This is a genomic window from Aeromonas sp. FDAARGOS 1407 (assembly GCF_019048725.1).
GTDB lineage: Bacteria > Pseudomonadota > Gammaproteobacteria > Enterobacterales > Aeromonadaceae > Aeromonas > Aeromonas enteropelogenes.
In genome coordinates this window covers 1,539,744-1,560,999 of record NZ_CP077399.1, presented here as the reverse complement: position 1 = coordinate 1,560,999, position 21,256 = coordinate 1,539,744, and the positions used below count along the sequence as shown (strand labels likewise).

General features: G+C 58.4%; 21 protein-coding genes. 6 read left to right on the top strand and 15 right to left on the bottom strand.

Translation table 11 applies throughout. The features are described 5' to 3' along the window. Positions 1–95: 95 nt before the first annotated feature. From ispH to murJ, 6 genes are all read right to left on the bottom strand, one after another. Positions 96–1,031: a 4-hydroxy-3-methylbut-2-enyl diphosphate reductase gene (gene ispH / locus I6L37_RS07580; RefSeq protein WP_216993669.1), complete on the bottom strand. Its 936-nt coding sequence runs from the start codon at positions 1,029–1,031 to the stop codon at positions 96–98. Beyond that, positions 1,031–1,483: an FKBP-type peptidyl-prolyl cis-trans isomerase gene (gene fkpB / locus I6L37_RS07575; RefSeq protein WP_042071069.1), complete on the bottom strand. Its 453-nt coding sequence runs from the start codon at positions 1,481–1,483 to the stop codon at positions 1,031–1,033. The genes ispH and fkpB overlap by 1 nt, the downstream gene beginning before the upstream one ends. Then, positions 1,480–1,995 (bottom strand): signal peptidase II, encoded by a 516-nt coding sequence (gene lspA, locus I6L37_RS07570; protein ID WP_042025854.1) that lies wholly within the window; start codon positions 1,993–1,995, stop codon positions 1,480–1,482. The genes fkpB and lspA overlap by 4 nt, the downstream gene beginning before the upstream one ends. Continuing rightward, a complete protein-coding gene (ileS, locus tag I6L37_RS07565; RefSeq protein WP_216993668.1) occupies positions 1,995–4,856 on the bottom strand; it encodes an isoleucine--tRNA ligase in 2,862 nt (953 codons plus the stop codon). The genes lspA and ileS overlap by 1 nt, the downstream gene beginning before the upstream one ends. Then, on the bottom strand, positions 4,856–5,830 hold the full coding sequence (gene ribF, locus I6L37_RS07560; protein WP_216993667.1) for a bifunctional riboflavin kinase/FAD synthetase: 975 nt from the start codon (positions 5,828–5,830) through the stop codon (positions 4,856–4,858). The genes ileS and ribF overlap by 1 nt, the downstream gene beginning before the upstream one ends. Before the next feature lie 61 nt (positions 5,831–5,891). Further along, positions 5,892–7,457 carry a murein biosynthesis integral membrane protein MurJ gene (gene murJ, locus I6L37_RS07555; RefSeq protein WP_216993666.1) on the bottom strand — a complete coding sequence of 522 codons (1,566 nt, stop codon included), beginning with the start codon at positions 7,455–7,457 and terminating at the stop codon, positions 5,892–5,894. A gap of 191 nt (positions 7,458–7,648) precedes the next feature. On the opposite strand from murJ, the gene rpsT reads away from it, so the two are divergent. After that, a complete protein-coding gene (gene rpsT / locus I6L37_RS07550) occupies positions 7,649–7,912 on the top strand; it encodes a 30S ribosomal protein S20 (RefSeq protein WP_042025858.1) in 264 nt (87 codons plus the stop codon). Between the two features lie 49 nt (positions 7,913–7,961). On the opposite strand, the gene I6L37_RS07545 is transcribed toward rpsT, so the two are convergent. The 5 genes from I6L37_RS07545 to I6L37_RS07525 form a co-directional block, all read right to left on the bottom strand. Continuing rightward, positions 7,962–8,264 carry a metalloregulator ArsR/SmtB family transcription factor gene (locus tag I6L37_RS07545; RefSeq protein ID WP_026457879.1) on the bottom strand — a complete coding sequence of 101 codons (303 nt, stop codon included), beginning with the start codon at positions 8,262–8,264 and terminating at the stop codon, positions 7,962–7,964. A gap of 48 nt (positions 8,265–8,312) precedes the next feature. After that, on the bottom strand, positions 8,313–9,245 hold the full coding sequence (gene nhaR / locus I6L37_RS07540; protein WP_042025859.1) for a transcriptional activator NhaR: 933 nt from the start codon (positions 9,243–9,245) through the stop codon (positions 8,313–8,315). Next, positions 9,232–9,636, bottom strand: a complete 405-nt coding sequence (locus tag I6L37_RS07535) for a hypothetical protein (protein WP_042025860.1) — start codon at positions 9,634–9,636, stop codon at positions 9,232–9,234. Before I6L37_RS07535 ends, nhaR begins: the two co-directional genes overlap by 14 nt. Then, a complete protein-coding gene (nhaA, locus tag I6L37_RS07530) occupies positions 9,633–10,823 on the bottom strand; it encodes a Na+/H+ antiporter NhaA (protein WP_026456084.1) in 1,191 nt (396 codons plus the stop codon). The genes I6L37_RS07535 and nhaA overlap by 4 nt, the downstream gene beginning before the upstream one ends. A 468-nt stretch (positions 10,824–11,291) precedes the next feature. After that, complete coding sequence (locus I6L37_RS07525) at positions 11,292–11,873, bottom strand: YjaG family protein (RefSeq protein WP_216993665.1); 582 nt, start codon at positions 11,871–11,873, stop codon at positions 11,292–11,294. A gap of 163 nt (positions 11,874–12,036) precedes the next feature. On the opposite strand from I6L37_RS07525, the gene I6L37_RS07520 reads away from it, so the two are divergent. Then, positions 12,037–12,981 carry a D-2-hydroxyacid dehydrogenase gene (locus tag I6L37_RS07520; RefSeq protein ID WP_042071058.1) on the top strand — a complete coding sequence of 315 codons (945 nt, stop codon included), beginning with the start codon at positions 12,037–12,039 and terminating at the stop codon, positions 12,979–12,981. A 75-nt stretch (positions 12,982–13,056) separates the two neighbouring features. Here the strand turns inward: I6L37_RS07520 and mepM are convergent, their stop codons facing one another. After that, entirely contained in the window at positions 13,057–14,394 is a 1,338-nt protein-coding gene (gene mepM, locus I6L37_RS07515; RefSeq protein ID WP_026456082.1) for a murein DD-endopeptidase MepM, read from the bottom strand. Positions 14,395–14,654: 260 nt separating this feature from the next. Between mepM and I6L37_RS07510 the strand changes: the two genes are divergently transcribed. Both I6L37_RS07510 and I6L37_RS07505 read left to right on the top strand, forming a co-directional pair. After that, positions 14,655–15,953, top strand: coding sequence for a LapD/MoxY N-terminal periplasmic domain-containing protein (locus I6L37_RS07510; protein ID WP_216993664.1), 1,299 nt, complete (start codon positions 14,655–14,657; stop codon positions 15,951–15,953). Next, on the top strand, positions 15,950–16,879 hold the full coding sequence (locus tag I6L37_RS07505; RefSeq protein WP_042071054.1) for a TAXI family TRAP transporter solute-binding subunit: 930 nt from the start codon (positions 15,950–15,952) through the stop codon (positions 16,877–16,879). Before I6L37_RS07510 ends, I6L37_RS07505 begins: the two co-directional genes overlap by 4 nt. Here I6L37_RS07505 and I6L37_RS07500 read toward each other — a convergent pair. Continuing rightward, entirely contained in the window at positions 16,874–17,548 is a 675-nt protein-coding gene (locus I6L37_RS07500) for a transglutaminase-like cysteine peptidase (protein ID WP_042071052.1), read from the bottom strand. The genes I6L37_RS07505 and I6L37_RS07500 overlap by 6 nt on opposite strands. A gap of 73 nt (positions 17,549–17,621) precedes the next feature. After that, entirely contained in the window at positions 17,622–18,536 is a 915-nt protein-coding gene (znuA, locus tag I6L37_RS07495; protein WP_042071050.1) for a zinc ABC transporter substrate-binding protein ZnuA, read from the bottom strand. Positions 18,537–18,631: 95 nt separating this feature from the next. Between znuA and znuC the strand changes: the two genes are divergently transcribed. Further along, entirely contained in the window at positions 18,632–19,396 is a 765-nt protein-coding gene (znuC, locus tag I6L37_RS07490; RefSeq protein ID WP_026456078.1) for a zinc ABC transporter ATP-binding protein ZnuC, read from the top strand. A 21-nt stretch (positions 19,397–19,417) separates the two neighbouring features. Further along, positions 19,418–20,197 (top strand): zinc ABC transporter permease subunit ZnuB, encoded by a 780-nt coding sequence (gene znuB, locus I6L37_RS07485; RefSeq protein WP_026456077.1) that lies wholly within the window; start codon positions 19,418–19,420, stop codon positions 20,195–20,197. Positions 20,198–20,294: 97 nt separating this feature from the next. Here znuB and I6L37_RS07480 read toward each other — a convergent pair whose 3' ends face one another. Further along, the gene (locus I6L37_RS07480; RefSeq protein WP_216993663.1) at positions 20,295–21,212 is read right to left on the bottom strand and encodes a LysR substrate-binding domain-containing protein; all 918 of its coding nucleotides are present in this window, start codon (positions 21,210–21,212) and stop codon (positions 20,295–20,297) included. Positions 21,213–21,256: the final 44 nt, after the last annotated feature.

The window sequence follows — 21,256 nt, the reverse complement described above, 5'->3', positions numbered from 1 at the left end:
AACGTGCATGAAGGACTCGTTGGAACCAAAAACAGAAAGCCACCTCGAAAAGGTGGCTTTGGCAATACATGGTCATCCGGCGAGGATGAGACGCGTCAGAGGATGCGCAGCTCGGGCGGTACCTCGAACACCACATTCTCTTCGCGACCCGGGTGTTCAGCCACCATCTTGCCCCCCAGCTCGCGCAGGCGGGTGATGACGCTCTGCACCAGCACCTCGGGTGCCGAAGCTCCGGCAGTCACACCGATCGCCTTCACACCGTCCAGCCAGGCGGCATCGATCATGGAAGCATCATCGATGAGATAGGCCTTGGTGCCCACCTTCTCGGCCAGCTCGCGCAGCCGGTTGGAATTGGAGGAGTTGCGGGAACCCACCACCAGCATGGCATCGACCAGCTCTGCCATCTCCCGTACCGCGTCCTGACGGTTTTGGGTGGCGTAGCAGATGTCGTCCTTGCGCGGCCCCTGGATCTTGGGGAAGTACTGGCGCAGGGCATCAATCACCTCGGCGGTCTCGTCCATGCTGAGGGTGGTCTGGGTGACGAAGCAGAGATCATCCGGGTTCTTCACCTGGAGTTTGGCTACGTCATCCGGTGTCTCCACCAGATACATGCCCCCCTCGCGGTTCTCGTACTGTCCCATGGTGCCGATCACCTCGGGGTGGCCGGCGTGACCGATGAGCACTGCTTCGGAGCCCTTGCGGCTGGCGCGATGGACCTCCATGTGCACCTTGGTCACCAGTGGGCAGGTGGCGTCGAACACCTTGAGGGCGCGGGACTTGGCCATCTCGCGCACCGTCTTGGCGACACCGTGGGCGGAGAAGATGACGATGCTGTCATCGGGTACCTCATCCAGCTCCTCGACGAACACGGCTCCGGCATCCTTGAGCTTGTTCACCACATAGCGGTTGTGCACCACCTCATGGCGGACATAGATGGGGGCACCGAACTTCTCCAGTGCACTCTCGACGATGCTGATGGCGCGGTCGACACCGGCGCAAAAGCCGCGGGGATTGGCCAGCAAGATATCCATCAGAGCACCTTCTCCTCGTCGTCAACGCCCAGGATCTCCACCTCGAAGGTGACCGTATGACCGGCCAGCGGGTGGTTGAAATCGACCGTCACCGACATCCCTTCCACCGCCCGAATGATGCCGGGCAGCTCGCTACCGTTGGGCTGGTCGAACAGGATGATGGTGCCGACTTTCGGCTCCGCATCGGTACCAAACTTGGCTCTGTCCAGATGGTAGATGTTGTCAGGGTTGGAGAGACCAAAGGCCTGTTCAGGGGCCAGGGTAAAGCTCTTGCTCTCCCCTTCGCCCAGGCCGAGCAGACACTGCTCGAAGCTCGAAGTCAGGCTGCCATCCCCCATCCGCAGACGGGCCGGCTTGCCGTGCAGCGCCGTGCTGTCGGCAACCGAACCATCTTCCAGCTTGATGGCGAAATGAAACAGCACGCTGCTGTCAGCACCAATCTGTCGGCTCATGCCGCCCCCTTTTTCTCGCCTTGCTCACCCTTGGATGAGCGAAAGCCGTCCAGCACTATCATGGCGGCGCCGATGAAGATGAAGGTATCGGCCAGATTGAAGGCCGGCCAGTGGGCCCGGCCCCAGTAGAAGTCGAGGAAATCGACCACATGGCCCAGCACCAGCCGGTCGAACACATTGCCGAGCGCCCCGCCGATGATGAGGCTGTAGGCGATACCACTCCAGCGCTCGGTCACCGACTGCTTGCGCAGCCAGTGGATCAGCAGACCGCAGATGGCAAAGGCCAGCACGGCGAAGAACCAGCGCTGCCAGCCCCCCTGATCGGCCAGAAAGCTGAACGCTGCGCCCTTGTTGTAGACGTGGACCAGGTTGAAGAAGGGGGTGATCTCCACCCCCGGGTAGCCAAATGGCAGCAACTTGACCACGGCGAGCTTGCTCGCCTGGTCCAGTATGAAGGCCAGCACCGCCAGCCACAGCCAACGCAGGCCGCTTTTATGGTGAGTCATGTTCATCAGGCAAATTGACGAGTTTCGCCGTCACCCTCGACGTTGGTGACACAGCGGCCACAGATCTCTTCGTGACCAGCGATGGTACCCACGTCTTCCACATGGTGCCAGCAGCGGTCGCACTTGGCGGCGGCAGACTGGGCCACGCTCAGCCACAGGTCATCACGCTCGGTCGCTACAGTCCCTTCCGGAGCCGCATCGGCCACGACCACCTTGGCCTTGGAGGTGAGCAGCACGAAGCGCAGCTCGTCGGCCAGGGTGTTGAGGCGGGCAGCCAGCTCCGGCTTGGCGAACAGGGTCACTTCGGCCTGCAGGGAGCCACCGATGCGCTTCTCGCCACGGGCGGCCTCCAGCGCCTTGTTCACTTCACCACGCACAGTGAGGATCTCGGCCCAGAACTCGTCGTTCAGCACTTCACCCGCTTCCAGCCCAAACAGGCCGTCGTACCACTCCTCGGTGAACACGAACTCGCCACGCTCGCCCGGCAGCAGGGCCCAGATCTCGTCGGCAGTGAAGCTCATGATGGGTGCCATCCAGCGCACCATGGCCTCGGCGATGTGATAGAGAGCAGTCTGGCAGGAGCGGCGGGCCAGGCTGTCCGCCTTGGCGGTGTACTGACGGTCCTTGATGACATCCAGATAGAAGGAGCCCATCTCGATGGAGCAGAACTGCATCAGCTTCTGGGTAACGCCATGGAAGTTGTACTCGTCGAACGCAGCCACGATATCGGCCTGTACCGCCTTGGCACGGCCCACGGCCCAGCGATCCACCACTACCATGTCGGCAGGCGCGACCATGTCGGTCGCCGGATTGAAGCCGTTCAGGTTAGCCAGCAGGAAGCGGGCAGTGTTGCGGATGCGACGATAGGCGTCGGCGGAGCGCTTGAGGATCTCGTCGGAGACGGTCATCTCTCCGGTGTAGTCGGTGCTGGCAACCCACAGACGCAGGATGTCGGCCCCCAGCTTGTTCATCACGTCCTGGGGGCTCACCACGTTACCGATGGACTTGGACATCTTGCGGCCCTGACCGTCCACGGTGAAGCCGTGGGTCAGCACCTGGTTGTAGGGGGCCTTGTCCTTCATCGCCACGCCGATCATCAGGGAGGACATGAACCAGCCGCGGTGCTGGTCAGAGCCTTCCAGATACATGTCGGCCGGTTTGCCGTTGAACTCGGGACGAGCGTCGACCACGGAGGCGTGGGTAGAGCCGGAGTCGAACCAGACGTCCAGGGTGTCAGGCACCTTGTCGTACAGATCGGCATCGGCGCCGAGCAGCTCGGCCTTGTCCAGATCCCACCAGGCCTGGATGCCGGATTGCTCGACCCGCTTGGCCACTTCATGCATCAGGCGCACGGATTCCGGGTGCAGCTCCTGGGTCTCTTTATGGACGAACAGGGAGATGGGCACGCCCCAGGTACGCTGACGGGAGATACACCAGTCCGGGCGACCTTCCACCATGGCCTGGATGCGGTTCTTGCCCCATGCCGGGACCCAGCCGCTCTGGCCGTGCCGAGCGATGCCATCCTTCTCGATGCGATCGATCTCTTCCAGGGCGCGCTTGCGCAGACCGTTCTGATCCATGCTGATGAACCACTGCGGGGTAGCGCGGAAGATGATCGGAGTCTTGTGGCGCCAGCAGTGGGGGTAGGAGTGGTTGAACACCTTGTGGTGCAGCAGGGCGCCGCGCTCGGTCAGCACCTCGACCACGGCCGCATTGGCCTTGAAGACATGCTGGCCGGCAAACAGTTCGGTATCCGGCAGGTAGACGCCGTTGCTGCCCACCGGGTTGGCCACTTCCAGACCGTATTTCTGGCCGACCACGAAGTCTTCCTGACCATGGCCAGGAGCTGTGTGAACGGCGCCGGTACCGGCATCCAGGGTGACGTGATCACCCAGCACCACAGGCACGTCGAAGCTGTAGAAAGGGTGGTTAAAGCGCAGCAGCTCGAGGGCCGCCCCCTTGGCGTAACCCAGGTTGTGGTAGTGCTCGATGCCGGCGCGGTCCATCACATCCTTGACCAGCTCTGCAGCCAGGATCAGGCGCTCGGGGTTGTCACCTTCGACCTGCACCAGGGCATAGTCGAGGTCGGCATGCATGGCGATGGCGCGGTTGGCCGGCAGGGTCCACGGGGTGGTGGTCCAGATCACCGCAGAGAGGGTGCCCTTGCCGGTGTGCCCTTCGGCACAGTCAAACTTGGCCGCAACGGCTGCTTCATCGACGGCCTTGAAGCGCACGTCAATGGAGGGGGAGTTCTTGTCGTAGTACTCCACTTCGGCTTCAGCCAGGGCAGAGCCGCAATCGGTACACCAGTGCACCGGCTTGGAGCCCTTGTGCAGGTGGCCGTTCTCGACGATCTTGGCCATGGAGCGGATGATGTTGGCTTCGGTGCCAAAGTCCATGGTCAGGTAGGGGTGTTCCCAGTCACCCAGCACGCCCAGACGGATGAAGTCGGTCTTCTGCGCTTCAATCTGGGTCTTGGCATACTTGCGGCACTCGGCGCGGAACTCGGCGGCGGAAACCTTCTCGCCCGGCTTGCCGACCATGCCTTCCACTTTCAGTTCGATGGGCAGACCGTGGCAGTCCCAACCCGGGACATAGGGGGAATCGAAGCCGGACAGGCCCTTGGACTTGATGATGATGTCTTTGAGGATCTTGTTGACCGAGTGACCGATGTGAATGTTGCCGTTCGCATAGGGGGGGCCATCGTGCAGAATGAAAGAAGGCTTGCCCGCTTTGGCGCGGCGAATAGCGCCGTAGAGATCCTGATCGTACCAACGCTTGAGCATGTTGGGTTCGCGCTTGGCCAGATCGCCACGCATCGGAAACTCGGTTTCCGGAAGATTCAGGGTGTGTTTATAGTCGCTCATCAGTCCTGGGTTCCCTTCTTTTCTAAAAGAGTGCTGGGTAAATGAAATTGTGGCAGCCCGAACCAGGCTCGGGCCGCCAGGGCATCTCGTTCGATTTGCTCTTTCAAGGCAGAGAAAGAGGCAAACTTCTGCTCTTCGCGCAGCTTGTGGCGAAGCAGCACCTTGACCTGTTGACCATATAGATCACCAGAAAAATCAAATAGATGTACTTCCAATCTAGCTTGTGTACCGCTCAAGGTAGGCCGTACACCCACATTGGCGACACCGGGGAAGGTCTTGCCGGAACATAACACTTCCACCGCGAACACGCCACCGACCGGGATAACCTGGCGCTTGAGGGCCAGATTGGCGGTAGGAAAACCTATGGTGCGCCCCAGCTTGTCGCCGTGGGCCACTCTGCCGCTGATGGTATAGGGGCGGCCAAGCATCAGTTCCACCTCGGCCATCCGGCCAGCCTTGAGGGCTTCGCGAACCAGGGTGCTGCTCACCCGTTGGCGGGACAGCTGGAAACTTTGGGTGCTGATCACTTCGAAACCGAAGCGGCGGCCCGCCTCTTCCAGCAGGTGAAAATCCCCTTCCCGCCCCTTGCCGAAGCGAAAGTCATCGCCGACCACCAGGTAACGCACGCCGAGTTTCTCGACCAGCAGTTGCTCGATGAAGGTAGACGCCGCCTGTCCGGCAAAACGGTGGCTGAAGCGCACGCAGAGCAGGCGATCGATCTGCAGCCCCTTGAGCGCTTCATACTTTTCCCGCAACCGGCTGAGCCGGGCCGGGGCCGCAGCGCCAGCAAACAGCTCCAGCGGCTGGGGCTCAAACAGCATGACGCAGGCGGGCAATCCCAGATGGGCCGCTTTCTCCTTGAGACGTGTCAGTACCGCATGGTGACCCTGATGAACCCCATCAAAGTTGCCAATGGTCAATACACATCCCCGGTGTCGGGGCTTGAGATTATGAATGCCGCGAATAAGCTCCATCGGTGCCTTGTACGTTGCTGTTATGAAAATCGCCGGATTATATATCAGGCAGCAATCAGGATCAGCCCTCATGCCCCGATTTCAGGTGTCTTGGCCGAATTCCCAGCGCCAGCAGCGCCACCGCATAGATGGCAGCCCCCAGGGAGAGCAACATGGCCAGTTCCAGGGTGGCCTTGCCCATGCCCCAGGCGCCCCACTGGGCCAGATCCGGCGACAGATAAGCCAGCACGCCCCCCATCAGCAAGGTCGCCGCCAGCAATTTGAGACAGAACACTCCGGTCTGGCGGGATGGACGGTAGACGCTCTGCTGATACAACCCCTTGAACAGCAAGGCCGCGTTCAGGGTGCCGGAGCAAGCGGTGGCCAGCGCCAACCCCACATAGCCCAGGGGATAAATAAAGATGAGGTTGCATACCATGTTGGCCACCATGGCCATGATGCCGATGCGTACCGGGGTTTTGGTGTCCTGACGGGCGTAGTAACCGGGCGCCAGCACCTTGATCAGCATCAGCGACAGCAGGCCTGTGGTGGAAGCCAGCAGGCTCGCGCTGGACATGCTCACCTCGTGCAGCCCGAACTCGCCGCGCATGAACAGTACCCGCAGTATGGGCTCACGCATCACCGCAATCCCCACCATGGCAGGCAAACCAAGCAGCACCACCATCCGCACCCCCCAATCCATGGTGTGGGAGAAATCGGCCGGGTCGGCATCCACATGTTTCTTCGACAAGGCTGGCAAGATCACTGTGCTGATGGCCACTGCAAACAGGCCGAGGGGGAATTCCAGCAGGCGATCAGAATAGTAGAGGTAGCTGATGGCACCGGTGGCCAGAAAAGAGGCCAGCATGGTGTTGATCAGCAGGTTGATCTGGCTGACCGAGACGCCGAACAACGCCGGGATCATCAGGGTGCGGATTTTCACTACACCGGGGTGATACCATCCCCACTTGGGCCAGACCAGCATGTTGATTTGCCGTAAAAACGGGAACTGGAACAAAAATTGAACCAAGCCGCCCAAAAATACCCCTATTGCCAGCGAGAGCTCGGGCTTCTCCATCATGGGCGCTATCCACCAGGCGGCCGCAATCATGGTGATGTTGAGAAATACCGGGGTAAATGACGAGACGGCAAAGCGGCCGAAGGTATTGAGGATGGCCCCCGCCATGGCGGTAAAGGTGATGAACCAGAGATAGGGGAAGGTGATCTTGAGCATCAGACTGGCCAGCTCGAACTTCTCGGCGGCAGGTCCGCCATGCAGCCAGTCCCAGAACCAGCCCCAGCCAAAGATGGCGGTCAGTACGCCCGATCCCACCACGCCGAGCAGGGTCACCACGGTAACTATTCCCCCCAGAGTGCCCGCTACGGCGGCCAGCAACTCGCGCACCTCCCGCTCGTCACCGTTCTTTCTGTACTCAGTCATCACGGGGACAAATGCCTGGTTGAAAGCCCCTTCGGCGAACAGGCGGCGCAGAAAATTGGGAATGCGATTGGCAAAGAAGAAGACGTCGGCAGCCACCCCGGCACCGAGCAGATTCGCGATGACCACATCGCGGATCAGCCCCATCACACGGGATGCCAACGTCATTCCGGACACTATCATGCCGGATTTGATCAATTTCTTACTCAAGACGGGGCCTCTGGAACTGTCAGAATGAAAAGAATGCTGCTAGAATCGGCCGACAGTTTAACCGTCTCCCATCTGACACACCACCGGGGGGCGGTGTTTATTTGCACAAATCATTTGACAATATGTGGTTGGGAAGGCATATTTCTGGGCCTTTTCAATACACTCGCTAAGACAGTTTTAGGAGTTTTACCTTGGCTAACATCAAATCTGCTAAGAAGCGCGCGATTCAGGCAGAAAAACGCCGTCAGCACAACGCCAGCCGTCGTTCCATGACCCGTACCTACCTGAAAAAAGTAATTGCTGCCATCGCCTCTGGCGATAAAGCTGCTGCTGTTGCTGCTTTCGCTGTTGCTCAGCCGATCATGGATCGCATGGCGACTAAAGGCCTGATCCACAAGAACAAAGCAGCTCGTCACAAGAGCCGCCTGTCTGCCCAGATCAAAGCTATGGCTTAATCAGCTCACGCTGATCAAAGCTGAAAAAACCGGCCATTGTGCCGGTTTTTTATTTCTCTTCGCTGCAGTAGAGTCGATGCAGCAAACTGATCACCTCACGCACCTCATGGCTACGCAGCGAATAGAAGACCGTCTGGGCCTCTTTTCTGGTCGTGACCAATTCATCCCGCCGCAACAAAGCCAGGTGCTGTGACAGGGCAGACTGACTCAGCCCCAACCGCTCGTTAAGCTCCCCGACCGACAGCTCTCGCTCCAGTAGCTGGCACAGGATAAACAGCCTGCGTTCATTGGCCAGCGCCTTGAGAAGCGCCACCGCCTGACCGGCTTTGGCTTCCATCTCTTCCAGTTGCATCAAATGTCTCCTCTGCCAGTCGGCGATGATACGTGGTGACGAGCCGTTTTAAAACGACAGGGTGGCAGGCTGGATCGCCGAGAAGTTCTCCTGCCCGGCAAACAGGGAGGTGAAATCACTCTCGCATACCCGTTTGACTGCGGGGTGCTGGATCATCCGCTCGGCGAAGATGACGTAGTACTCCTCCGTCAAATCCTGGGTTTCCCCCAGCAACATCACCTCTTCCCCCTCCAGGATCTCCTCCCGGTAGATGGTGGGAGCCATGAAGATACCCTGATTGAAGAAACCGAATGCCTTCATCAGGGCCGCATCGTCGAACTCACCCAGGATACTCGGCGATACCCCCTGCTGCTCGAACCACTGGGTCAGTTGACGTCCCATGGCGGTACGGCGTCCGGGAATAAGCAGCTTGCGCTCCTCCAGACAGGCCGGAAAGGGTTTCTCGGGCAACGGCGCCTTGCAGAAGAAGCTGACACCACAGCCCCCGAGCCGCTTGGAGAGCAGCCCCGCATGCTGGCTGGAATCCACCGGACAGTCGGAGAGGATCATGTCGAGCTTGTGCTCACTGAGCTGCTCCAGCAAGAGTTCGTGGGTCGATTCGAAACAGCGCAGATGAATGGAGCCATCGTTGGGGATGACAGATAGCAGCACCCGGCTGGCGAGGCGTTTGGAGAGGGCATCGGCAATACCAACGTCGAACAGGATCTGGCTCTCCTTGCGATAGTTGACGATATCCAGCATCTCGTAGGAGAGGCTGAACATCTTGTCGGCATAGCGAAAAACCAGTTGGCCAAGTTCGGTCGCTTCGAGGGAACGTCCCTTGCGCTTGAGCAGTTTGCCACCCAGGCGCTGCTCCAGCAGCTTGATCTGGCCGGTCACGGTTTGTGGTGTCAAAAAAAGGGCTTCCGCTGCCTGGGTAACGGAGCCCTTCTTTTGAGTCATCCAGAAATAATAGAGGTGGTTGTAGTTAAGGTGTGACATCCGATGGGGTTACCGCTTTTCGCGGGCTCCGGTAGCAGCTGAGTTCAACCGCCAGAATGTCATACATGTCGCTGACCGAGTCAACCTTGTTCAAGGTAAACTGCTCCATCAAGCTGGCCTTGAGACGATCTTTATCCGGCTGGCGATCACCACAATAACGCTTGTTGGTGTGCTTGAGCCGCTCCCCCGCCCGGCTGCTCAAGGCCCGCTCATAGAAGGTTTCTCCGAAACGAGCCTTGGCCTGCTTGTCACCGAGCAGCAGGGCGCTGTCCACTACTCCGTTCAGGTAGGTAGAGCAGCTGGCCGAGGCTGCGTCCCGCTTGCACTCTTCCAGACCATCAGCCCAGACAAGGGGGCTGGCCAGTAACAGTAACAACCATGGTGTTTTCATAATCCCTCCGCATTTTGATCTCCCTCCCCCTTGGGAAGAGACAACCGCAGTGCCAGATAGCCAACCAGCGCTGCCATGGTGGAACCCGCCAGGATCCCGAGACGGGAGTAACTGCCATAATCCATCCCGCCATGCTCGAAGGCCAGCGATGCGATAAACATCGACATGGTAAAACCGATACCACAGAGAATGCTGACCGCAAAAATCTGCTTGAAATTGACTCCATTCGGCAACTGGGCGATCCCCAGCTTGACCGACAACCAGCTGATGGTAAACACCCCGAGCGGCTTGCCGACAAACAATCCCAGCATGATCCCCATGGGCACCGGGCTCATCAGGGAGGAGAGACCTATCCCCTCCAGCGAGACCCCGGCGTTGGCAAAGGCAAACAGCGGCAGGATCAGGAAGGCGGACCAGGGGTGCAGCGCATGCTCCAGATGCTTGAGCGGCGACGCATAACGCTTGCCATTGAGCGGGATCATGAAGCCCACCACCACACCAGCCAGAGTCGCATGAACACCGGACTTGAGCACGGCCACCCAAAGTACCAGACCCACCACCATGTAGAGGCTAATTCTGTCCTCGCCACGGCGGTTCATCCAGAACAGGATCAGGGTCGCCATGATGCCTACCGCCAGCGCTGCCAACGACAGCTGTTGGGTATAGAAGAGCGCAATGATGATGATGACCCCCAGGTCATCCATGATCGCCAGCGCCAGCAGGAACACTTTCAGGCTCACCGGCACTCGCTTGCCCAGCAGCGCCATCACGCCAAGGGCAAATGCAATATCGGTAGCGGCAGGGATCGCCCAGCCAGCACGGGCTACTTCGTCCGAATAGTTGAAGAAGGCATAGATGAGGGCCGGAGCCAGCATGCCGCCTACGGCCGCAATGGCCGGGAAGGTCGCCTGCACACGGGACGAGAGCGCCCCTTCCAGCATTTCGCGTTTGACTTCCAGACCAACCAGCAGGAAGAAAATCGCCATCAGGCCATCGTTGATCCAGAGCAGCAGCGGCTTGTTGATGTCAAGGGCGGAGATACGTACCTGTACCTGGGTATCGAGGAATGCCTGATACCCACCAGCCAATCCTGTGTTGGCCAATACCATTGCCAGCAATGCCGCCATGATCAGAATAATCCCGGAGGCAGCCTCCAGTTTCAGAAACTTCTTGATTACGTCACTCATGGTTAAAAAGTCCACAGTATTGCTTTTGTTTGAGTCTATAACGCGTAACAACTGATGGAAAATCGTTTCTTGTTGCTCAATACAACGGAAATACCGAAACGAAAAACGAAGGCGCACAATTTCCATGCGCCTTTTCCATCCCCATTCACTACCGATAACCTAGTCATTAAAATGAATTTCCAGTTATTTTCATGAATAAACTCCACTCTGGTTGGTACTGCTCCATCCAGGTTGTCACAGGCTTGCTCAAAGGCCCCATGAGCCGTCGCCGGAGTAGTTGAGTCATGTTCATCCTGGTGCGTTGGAAATCTTCGCAAGCAACAACATATGACGCGCCAGTCACCCCTCCCCCCTGACTTAAGGCTATACCCTGAGACGGTAAATAAAAACTCGATAAAAAAAGCCAGTCAGGAGAATGACTGGCTTTTTGATTGAGTGACGAAGGTGTCACCTCGAATTAAAGAGAGATTACTCTTCCAGGCTGATGCCTATGTTGGAAACGCCCCCTTGGGAGGCAAACTTCTTGATGGCAAGGATGCGATCACCGTCGCGCTCGTGAGCAACCCGCTTGAGTAGTTCAACCTGAAACTCCAGCTCGGCCTCCATGTATTCGTGCTCGTAGAGCTCCTCTTCGCTCAGCTCGCGCTCTTCCAGCATATCGATAAAGCCTGCCACGGTACCAACCGAGGCATGGCTGGCGTCATTGGCCTCTTCCCCCACCCGGCAAATGACAGAGTTGTAGGCACAACCCAGCGCCACACAGGCATCCAGTGCCGGGTAGGCACCGTAAGATTCAAACTTGCGGGGATCCGGAATGTGCGACTCGAAATCTTCGAGGATTGCCCCCAGATTGACCCGGGATCCCTTGACGGTGAGGTAGTTCCACATCTGGTCCAGCGCATGCCGGAAAGAAGCGGCATTGCCAAAACCGGAGGCCTGGCTGAACAGGGCATAGTTGGGGTACATGCGCTCTGCCAGCGCCAGGGTGTAGACGGTCTGCTGCCAAGGCTGTAGCTCGGCCAGTCGCTTATAAAACTTGTCACCAAACACTGGAGTCGGATCCTTTGCAAAATGTGGGGCAGATTGTAGCCCACACAGGACGTGGCGAAAACGAAAATGCGCCCTGGTCGGCTATGTTGCAACATCAACTCGGGTAAGATGAGGGCAAGGGCGACATCTCGTTGCGCCGCGAATTCTGATAAGGAACAAGAGTATGAGCCAACGCACCCTTCTTTTGCTCAGCCAGGATAATGCTCACTACGAACGTCTGCTCAAGGCCGCCAACCTCCCTCACCTGCGCATTCTGCGGGCAGACAATCAGGCCGATGCGGAAAAACTGATCGGCGAAGCCCATATCCTGATGGCGGAACCGGCCCGCGCCAAACCCCTGATCACCAAAGCCCGCAAGCTGACCTGGTTGCAATCCACCTATGCGGGGGTCGACGTCTTGCTGGAGGCGGGTAGCCGTCGAGATTACCAGCTAACCAATGTACGCGACATCTTCGGACCGCTGATGAGCGAATATGTGTTCGGCCATCTGCTCAGCCTGATGCGTCAACTACCGCTCTACCGGGAGCAACAGAAGCAACGCCTGTGGCAGAGCCACCCCTATCAGGGTCTCAAGGGGCGCACCATGCTGATCCTGGGTACCGGCAGCATTGGCCAACATATCGCCCATACTGGCAGACACTTTGGGATGAAGGTGCTCGGCATCAGCCGATCCGGGCGGGAACGAGCCGGATTTGAGCAGGTCTATCAGCTCCCAGCTCTGAACAAGCTGCTGGCCCAGGCCGATGTCATCGTCAGCGTGCTGCCTGCCACGCGGGAAACTCGCCATCTCTTCAATGCGGCCCGTTTCGAACACTGCAAGCCGGGGGCCATTTTGTTCAATGTGGGACGTGGCAGCGCGGTCCAATCCGATGATCTGCTTGCCGCCCTGCGCACCGGCAAGCTGGCCATGGCGGTACTGGATGTGTTCGAACAGGAACCCCTGCCGGCTGACAGCCCGCTTTGGGGGCAGCCCAATCTGATCGTGACCCCGCACAACGGCGCCTACAGTTTCCCGGAAGATGTGGCCCAGATCTTCGTGCGCAACTATATCCGCTTCATCGACGGTCAACCGCTGGAGGGTAAGATCGATTTCGACAAGGGGTACTGATCCGGCCCCACCTCCCAATGAAAAAGGCCCCGCCTGTGTGGCGGGGCCTTTTTATTACGTCAGCAAGAGACGATATCAACTCGCCTCCAGCTCCTTGCGATAACTCTTCACCTGGGCCAGGAACTGACGACGTTCCTTGCCACTGAGCGCTTCGGCCATCGGCAACTTGGCTGTCATGGCATTGACCGGACGGTTGTTGATGCGCAGCTCGTAGTGCAGATGGGCACCGGTAGAGCGGCCGGTATTGCCCGACAGGCCAATCTTGTCGCCCATCTTCACCCGTTGGCCCGGCTTGACCAGCAGCTTGCTCAGGTGCAGATAGCGGGTCGCCAGGGTTCGTCCATGTTTGATGACGATATAGGTGCCCGCCAACGGGTGACTGGTCGCCTTCTGGACGACGCCATCACCGGTTGCCAACACTGGCGTCCCTATCGGCAAAGCAAAGTCGGTGCCTTCATGGGGACGGATAGCCCCCGTCACAGGGTGTTTGCGCGCCGGGTTGAAGTTGGAACTGATCCGGTAACGGCTGTGGGTGGGATAACGGCGGAAACCGCGCTCCAGACTGTTGCCCTCACCATCGTAATAGTTGCCATCTCCGGCAAGCCAGGCCGATACCGTCTTGCCCTGACTGGTCACTTCGACTCCCAGCAGCTGGCTGTTGCCCGTGCCCTTGCCTTCAACCGTCTCCTGACGCACCAGCACCTTGAATTTGTCGCCCTTTTTCAAGTCCTTGGCAAAGTTGAGCCGCCATTGAAACAGGTTTGCGATCTTCTGGATGTGGTTGGCCGGAATGCCAGCATTACGGGCACTGACATAGAAGCTGCCGTTGATCACCCCGTTGTAACGCTGCGGCTGCCACTCCACCTTTTCGTTGAGCATGGAGGAGGTGTAGGCATCATCGCTGCGCGACATTACCAGTGTTTGCTTGATATTCAGACGGATCTTGAGTTGCTGCAGTATGTTGTCCTGATCGATCAGCAGCTCGATATTTTGCCCGGGTTTGAGACGAGCCAGATAGTTCTTGTTGTCAGCATCCAGCACCTTGTAAAGGGTGGTGGTAGAGAGTCCCAGATTGTTAAAGATCGCCGTCAGATTCTCGCCACTGCGGACCTGATAATCCTGCCATTGTGGGGTGGTATCGACCGGGATGTCATCTTCGGGTGTGCTCGGCTCAACCAGCTCGTGATCCGGGATTTCGTTGAAGTCGGTGTTGTTTTCGTTGGTTGCCGTACCGGCAGTATCAATTGGCAACTCAAGGCGCAATGGCCGTTCCAGGATATCGCCTGGTGCCGGGAGCAATGCGACGGCTGAAAGGGTCATGGCCGTCAACATTACCATGGCATAAAAGTGTTTGCGGGGAACCGGTGGTTCCCAGTTGGCAGCCTGCGCGACCAAGGGACGGAGACGTTTCATCCGCTATCCTGTGTTTAGATCTAAATAGTGTGAGTTGCGATGTCAGTTGTGACAAAACCGTATAAAACTGATTTTTGGACAAATAAAGATACAAAAAGTTCATCGCAATCTGCATGAACCTCACATTTTATGCATAACCTTCCCTTATGGGCAGAAATGATCGCCTTTTTTAACGATTTTTTCTTATTTTTAAGAACTGGGTCAGACTCGATTCGGAACAAGGCACATAAATGTTGCAATAACTTTTCCATGGAGTGGATATGTCGCTAGCCAAATTGTTAAACAGAATGATTTTCGTTCTGTTTCTAATCGGTGCCGTTCTGCTGCTTCTGCTTGAGATCACGACCGTCCGCCAATCCATCATCGACCAGATGTCGGCCAATCTGGAGACGGCGATTACCGCCCTGGGTCTGGTACTGCAGGGCACCCTGCTCAACGATGACAAGGTACTGGCCGAAACCATCGTCAATGCCATGTTCGATGGCGGTTTTGTCAGCGCTGTGACCCTGGTTGATCCCGATGGCCAAATACTGCTCAACAAGGTATTTCAATCCTCCCAGCAGAATGTGCCGTCCTGGCTCCCTTCGGTCATTGACATGCCACCTGTCAGGAGCGAACAAGAGCTGACCGATGGTTGGCGCATACTGGGCACACTGACGCTGGAAGGACACAGTGGTTATGCCTATCAGCATCTGTGGAATGCCATCAGCCGCACCGGCTTTGCCTTGCTGGCAGGGCTGCTGGTTTTTACCCTGGCGATCTCCTGGGCCTGCAAGCGACTGCTGCAACCACTGACAGAGATCAACCTGCAACTTGGCCGGCTTCGCAAGCATCAGTACAACAACACCTTGTCCACCCCCTGGCTGCACGATCTCAGAGAAGTGACATCCTCCATCAATCAACTGATCTCGGAACGAAAACGGGATCTGCTGCAACAACGCCTCAAGATCACCCAACTGGGTAAACAGCTTCCTATGACACCTCACGTTCCGTTGCATGGAATGGTTTCACAAGCTAGAGGAGGCTATCTGCAAACATTTTTCTCAACCCAGGGAGAGATCCCCCTCTATCAACGATTCCTGCCTGAGCAAACAGTGTCAGCCGACAGTGAGCTCTCAGTTATCGAAGCGGCCCTGGCGCCATGGCTACAACAAAACGTCGAGGGCATCTCTTTGCCGCTTTCCCTGCTCAACCACCCACAATGGCCGGAAATAGCCCCCTTGCTGACCCAGGGCCGTGGCAAGACACTGGATTGGCGCTGGGATCTCCCCGCCTTTCCGAATCAAGGGCAGTCCCTCCTGCTCTCACTGCAAGAGCAGGGGGTTGAACTCGCTTTCAGCGCCATTCCTCTCAATGCGGACACCCTCAATCAACTCGATCCTCTCAATCCCGTGTTTATCTGCTGCCAGATAACGGAGGCTCCTCTTTACTGGCATCTGGTCTCGCAAACCATGCATGCAGCCGGTTACACCCTGTTGGCCGAGGCGGGCGAGCTGGCTGAAGTAGACAAGTTGCGCAGTTGGGGGATCGACGGATATGCCAGGGAGGTTCAATCATGAGAAGGATAAGCCTGTTATTGGCCCTGCTTTGGCAACCGGCTGCCACGGCAGCCTCCGTCACCATTGGCACCGGGGGTGAACAGGGGATATACCATCAAATCATGGGGGAATTTTGTCGCCTGGCTCCGCAGTTGAACTGCCAGTTGCAAGCCACCTCCGGCTCACTGGAGAACTTGCAGCGCCTGAAGAGCAGCGACGTCTCTTACGCCATGGTGCAGTCAGACTGGCTCTACCAGGCCAGCCAGGGCGCAGGCCCTTTCACCGGCAAGCCACAACCCGAGTTGCGAGCCTTGTTCGCCACTCATGCCGAGCCTTTTACCATAGTGATCCGCGCCGATGGTGATATCACCAAACTGGAGCAGCTCAAACTTGCCCCCATCGACATGGGATTGAAAAACTCCGGTACCCGCCAAACCGCTCTGGCGCTGTTCAACCTGCTGGGAATAAAAGAGCAGGATCTCGACCTCAAGAGCATGGCGAACCTGCCCGAGTCCCTGTGCAGCAAACAGATAGATGCCTTCGCCGTCGTCATGGGCCATCCGAACCGCCATGTACTCAATGCCGCCAAACGCTGCGCCATTAGTTTCTTGCCGGTAGATGGAGAGCTCAGGGAACAACTGATCAAAGACGTCAAATACTACCAGCGCAGTCAAATACCAGCCCGCATCTATCCGGGCAATCTCAAGGCGACCCCGACCTTCGCCATCGCCGCCACTCTGGTCACCAATGCCACTATGCCGGAAGAAGCTGTTTACCAGCTGACCAAGGCCATGGTGGACCAGCAAACCAAGTTCAATGAACAGACCTATGGGTATGCCAATATGTTTTATCGGGCCCGCAACAAGACGGGTCCTGTGCTGAGCATTGAACAACACCCCGGTGCGGCGCGTTATTTTGCCGAGTTGAAAGCGGCCGGGAAACTATAACTGACGGCGTGGCGTGCGCAGATGTTCGCTGGAAAAGCGGGTCTTCATGGCAGTCCACTGCGCCAGCCTGTCTGCGCTCCCCGCCAGGGTTCCCTCCCGACGGGACTTCATGATCCAGATGCTTTTGGCATCGAAGCTGTAGACGGGAATAAGATCGGTGCGCTTGCTGCCTGGCAGGATCCGGCTGTTGATATTGTCGAGCACTAGCGGGTCTGATTTTGGGGTCGGAAAATAAAGCGTCACCATGTGAAACTGGTTGTATCTCACCGCCTTGACGTAAGCCAACCGCAACTTCCCCTCCGCTACCCCCAGCTCCATGAGTGTGTAGTATTTGGAAATGCTGTAGTCCTCGCAGTCACCACCGCGGGCGCCGATAAATTCCAGCGGATTGGCCCAGTAATCCTCCATCCCCCACAGCTTGGGATCATCGCTGTAGGTCAGATTGTTGAAGTAATTGTTCACCAGCTCGAGCTTTTGCTGATCCGTGGTGCCGGCCCGCGGCGCAAGCAGGCGGGAGAATGCCTCGGCCCGCTGGATCGCCCTGCCGCCATACACTTCCTGCAATTTGGCCTGCAATTCGGGGCTGGCGATATAGTCGGAGAGACGAGAGGCCTGCACGCTGTTCCCCAAAAGGACCAACGCACAGGCAGGGATGAGCCACCATTTCATACCGGACACTCCATGCCAGATGCTGGAGGTCAGTATAGTAGGCGGGCCAAGCGCTATCGCGACAAGGACAGGCTTAACGGCACTGGGCGAAGGCATCCGCCAATTGCTGCATGAACTGGGGATAGCCATCCGGACCGAGCGGCACCTGCTCACCCACTTCGTCCAGCAGCAATACCCTGGCCCCGGTATTGCGGGCCACCGACTCTATGACGGCGGGGGAAAACTGCGGCTCGGCATAGATGCAACTGGCCTGCTTCTCTTCCAGCGCCTTGCGGATCTCCACCAGCGTCCTGGCTCCCGGGCGGCGTTCCGGACTCACGGTGAAGTGGCCCTTCGAACTCATGCCGTAGTGGCGCTCCCAGTAGCCATAGGCTTCATGGAACACGAAATATCCCTTCTGGTTCACCGCCTTCATCTGTTCGGCAATGATCTTGTCCTTGGCATCGACCTTGGCATCAAAGGCGGCGAGATTGGCCTCATAACGAGACTTGTTGGCCGGATCCTGCTTGCCGAGCTCGACGGCGATGGCGCGAGCGATGACCTTGGCCTGGGTCGGTCCCAGCCAGAGGTGGGGATCGATGCCCTCGTGGTGATGTCCCTCGTGGCCATCGTGGTCATGACCTTCATGTTCTTCATCTGCGTGCTCTTCATGCCCCTCCTGCCTGGCGTAGTCAAACAGCGGCATGCCCTCGACCTGGGTCAGGGTCAACACATGAGGATGGTTGGCCAGTGGTTTGGCCATGAAGCCTTCCAGTTCAGGGCCGACCCACACCACCAGATCGGCGTCATTGATGCTGCGAATATCGGAAGGACGCAGGGAGAAATCATGGGGAGACGCGCCGGTGGGCAGCAGAACCTTGGGCTCGCTCACGCCGTCAGTGATGGCGGCGGCGATAAAACCGAGGGGCTTGATGGTAGTCAGTACCTCGAGGGCACGAACGGGCAAACTCACTGCCAGCAGGGCAGTGATCAGGGCAAGAATTCGCATTGGGGGTCTCGTCAGCAGGTGTCAGTGTGATAATATAACAAACCATTTTTTTTGTTATATTATAACTCTCACTGGCTGTAAACCCCGGAGTTGTCATGACCCAACTGGTGGAGCTGAAAGAGGTCAGTCTGTCGTTCGATGGACGCTCTGTGCTCGACAAGGTCTCCTTTACCCTCAATAAAGGCAAAATTACCACCCTGGTCGGCCCCAACGGGGCAGGCAAAAGCACCCTGAGCAAACTGGTGCTGGGCCTGCTCACCCCGGATTCCGGCGAGATCAACCGTAGCCGTGATTTACGGGTCGGTTATGTCCCCCAGCGCCTCTATCTCGATCCCACCTTGCCGCTGACGGTTCGCCGCTTCCTGCAACTGGGCAAAAACAGCCGCCTCTCCATTGAGGAGGCACTGGGCCGGGTCGGTGCTCAGGAATTGCTGGACAACCGGATGCAGAAACTCTCAGGCGGCGAGATGCAGCGGGTGCTGCTGGCCCGCGCCCTGCTGGTCAAACCCGAGCTGCTGGTACTGGACGAACCGGTACAGGGGGTCGACATCAACGGCCAGATCGAGCTCTATGCCCTCATCGGTCAACTGGCCGCCGAGCTCAACTGCGCCGTGCTGATGGTCTCCCACGACCTGCACCTGGTGATGGCCAGCACTCACGAGGTGATCTGCCTCAATCGCCACGTCTGCTGCCATGGCGAACCGGAGAGCGTGGCGCGCCACCCCGAATTTGCCCGTTTGTTCGGGCGGCCCGAGCAGGAGGTACTGGCGGTCTACACCCACCATCACCACTGCGATGGCGAACACCATCATCATGAACCGCAGGCTCCCGTCATTCGCCTGCCCTCTCGCAACAAATAGCGCAAGCAATAGGACCTTCAAGTGGACAGCTTTCTGTTATACGCCCTCGCGGCAGGTCTCGGCATCGCCCTGCTGGCCGGCCCCCTCGGCAGCTTCGTGGTATGGCGCAAGATGGCCTATTTTGGCGACACCCTCTCCCACGCCTGCCTGTTTGGCATCGCGCTGGGCATCCTGCTGCAGGTGGACCTCACCCTGGCGGTGGTGGTCTGCTGCCTCGCCATGGCCATGCTGCTGGTGATCATGAGCCGCAACCAGCAGGTGGCCACCGACACCCTGCTCGGCATCCTGGCCCACAGCGCCCTGTCGCTGGGTCTGGTTACCTTGAGCTTTATGGACAATGTACGGGTCGATCTCATGGCCTACCTGTTCGGTGACCTGCTCTCGGTGCAGCCGATGGACCTGATCTGGATCTATGGTGGCGGCGCCCTGGTGCTGCTCACCCTGTGGCGATTGTGGGATCCCCTGCTCTCCATGACCATCTCGGAGGAGCTGGCGCGGGTTGAAGGGATCCGGGTCGATGTGCTGCGCTGCGTGCTGATGTTGCTGATTGGCCTGGTGATCGCCGTGGCGATGAAGTTTGTCGGGGCTCTGATCATCACCTCGCTCTTGATCATTCCCGCTGCCACCGCTCGCCGCTTCAGCCAGACGCCGGAGCAGATGGCCGGCTTTGCCGCGCTGATCGGCTGCCTGGCGGTACTGGGCGGCCTCACCCTCTCCTGGTATCAGGACACCCCGGCCGGTCCATCGGTCGTCGTCTGCGCCACCAGCCTCTTTATCCTGAGCCAGTTCAAACGCGCTTAAACATCGCACCTCCTGATAGCGGTGGACTCTCCACCGCTATCAGGGCACGCCCGGGATCGGCCCCTCGGCCATCCAGTCTCTTTATCCAGAGCACAGTTCAAACGCGCCTGAGCGGCTCCGTCTCCCCGGGGCGCAGGCTGGCCTGCGCCTCCTGCCAGAGCCACTGGCGCAGCCGGTTGATGGCGGGTTCATGGGCCCGCGAGCGCTTGCAGACAAAATAGAAGTTGTCCCCGGTCTCGAGGGCATGCAGCGGCAAGCGCACCAGACGGGGATCCTCCGGCTGCAGCATGTAGTCATTGATGAGTGCCACCCCCTGATCCCAGTTGGCCGCCTCCAGCGCCAGCAGGATATGGCTGAAGTGGTGCATTCTTGCCTCGGGCGCAATCATCAGCCCGCCCGCCTCCGCCCAGCGCCGCCAATCCTCCCCCTTCTCCCTGTAAATCGCCTGGATGGAGAGCAGCGGCAGCTGCCACAGGGCTGACGGCCACTCCCCCTCCACCTGCTGCCACAGGCGCCGGCTGCACACCGGCATCAACCGCTCCCGATAGAGCAGATCGTGGACATAGCCGCGCCCCTCGGGGGAGACAGTGATGAAGCAATCCGCCACCCGATCGGAAAGTTCGGGATCCTCTGCCACCATCTCCAGGCTCAGATCCAGTTCGGGGTAAAGTTGGCGCAGACCGGCCAGGCGCGGGATCAGCCACTTCACGGCAAACGAGCTGTAGACCGCGAGGCGCAGCCGCATCTCGCCGCCACCACGCAGCTGCTCGCTGCACTGGGCAATCTGGGCCAGACCCGCAGCAATGCCCTCGAAATAAACCTCCCCTTGCGGCGTCAATGACAGCACTCGCCCCTGGCGCAACAGCAGCCGCTCCCCCAGAAAATCCTCCAGCAAGCGTATCTGGTGGCTGACCGCGCTCTGGCTGACGTTCAGCTCAAGGGCCGCGCGGGAGAAGCTCAACAAACGGGCAACCGCCTCAAAATATTGGACGGCGCGCAGGGGGGGCAACTTCATTATCCAAAAATCTCATAGATGGTTATTTTTTATCATTTTACTGG

What these genes read in the sequence shown, in the direction of transcription:
- fkpB (WP_042071069.1), bottom strand. Translation starts at nt 1,483, where the DNA reads ATGAGCCGACAGATTGGTGCTGACAGCAGCGTGCTGTTTCATTTCGCC.
- I6L37_RS07505 (WP_042071054.1), top strand. Translation starts at nt 15,950, where the DNA reads ATGAGAAGGATAAGCCTGTTATTGGCCCTGCTTTGGCAACCGGCTGCC.
- I6L37_RS07510 (WP_216993664.1), top strand. Translation starts at nt 14,655, where the DNA reads ATGTCGCTAGCCAAATTGTTAAACAGAATGATTTTCGTTCTGTTTCTA.
- I6L37_RS07500 (WP_042071052.1), bottom strand. Translation starts at nt 17,548, where the DNA reads ATGAAATGGTGGCTCATCCCTGCCTGTGCGTTGGTCCTTTTGGGGAAC.
- I6L37_RS07535 (WP_042025860.1), bottom strand. Translation starts at nt 9,636, where the DNA reads ATGAAAACACCATGGTTGTTACTGTTACTGGCCAGCCCCCTTGTCTGG.
- nhaA (WP_026456084.1), bottom strand. Translation starts at nt 10,823, where the DNA reads ATGAGTGACGTAATCAAGAAGTTTCTGAAACTGGAGGCTGCCTCCGGG.
- ribF (WP_216993667.1), bottom strand. Translation starts at nt 5,830, where the DNA reads ATGGAGCTTATTCGCGGCATTCATAATCTCAAGCCCCGACACCGGGGA.
- ileS (WP_216993668.1), bottom strand. Translation starts at nt 4,856, where the DNA reads ATGAGCGACTATAAACACACCCTGAATCTTCCGGAAACCGAGTTTCCG.
- znuA (WP_042071050.1), bottom strand. Translation starts at nt 18,536, where the DNA reads ATGCGAATTCTTGCCCTGATCACTGCCCTGCTGGCAGTGAGTTTGCCC.
- ispH (WP_216993669.1), bottom strand. Translation starts at nt 1,031, where the DNA reads ATGGATATCTTGCTGGCCAATCCCCGCGGCTTTTGCGCCGGTGTCGAC.
- I6L37_RS07480 (WP_216993663.1), bottom strand. Translation starts at nt 21,212, where the DNA reads ATGAAGTTGCCCCCCCTGCGCGCCGTCCAATATTTTGAGGCGGTTGCC.
- I6L37_RS07545 (WP_026457879.1), bottom strand. Translation starts at nt 8,264, where the DNA reads ATGCAACTGGAAGAGATGGAAGCCAAAGCCGGTCAGGCGGTGGCGCTT.
- mepM (WP_026456082.1), bottom strand. Translation starts at nt 14,394, where the DNA reads ATGAAACGTCTCCGTCCCTTGGTCGCGCAGGCTGCCAACTGGGAACCA.
- I6L37_RS07520 (WP_042071058.1), top strand. Translation starts at nt 12,037, where the DNA reads ATGAGCCAACGCACCCTTCTTTTGCTCAGCCAGGATAATGCTCACTAC.
- znuC (WP_026456078.1), top strand. Translation starts at nt 18,632, where the DNA reads ATGACCCAACTGGTGGAGCTGAAAGAGGTCAGTCTGTCGTTCGATGGA.
- lspA (WP_042025854.1), bottom strand. Translation starts at nt 1,995, where the DNA reads ATGAACATGACTCACCATAAAAGCGGCCTGCGTTGGCTGTGGCTGGCG.
- nhaR (WP_042025859.1), bottom strand. Translation starts at nt 9,245, where the DNA reads ATGTCACACCTTAACTACAACCACCTCTATTATTTCTGGATGACTCAA.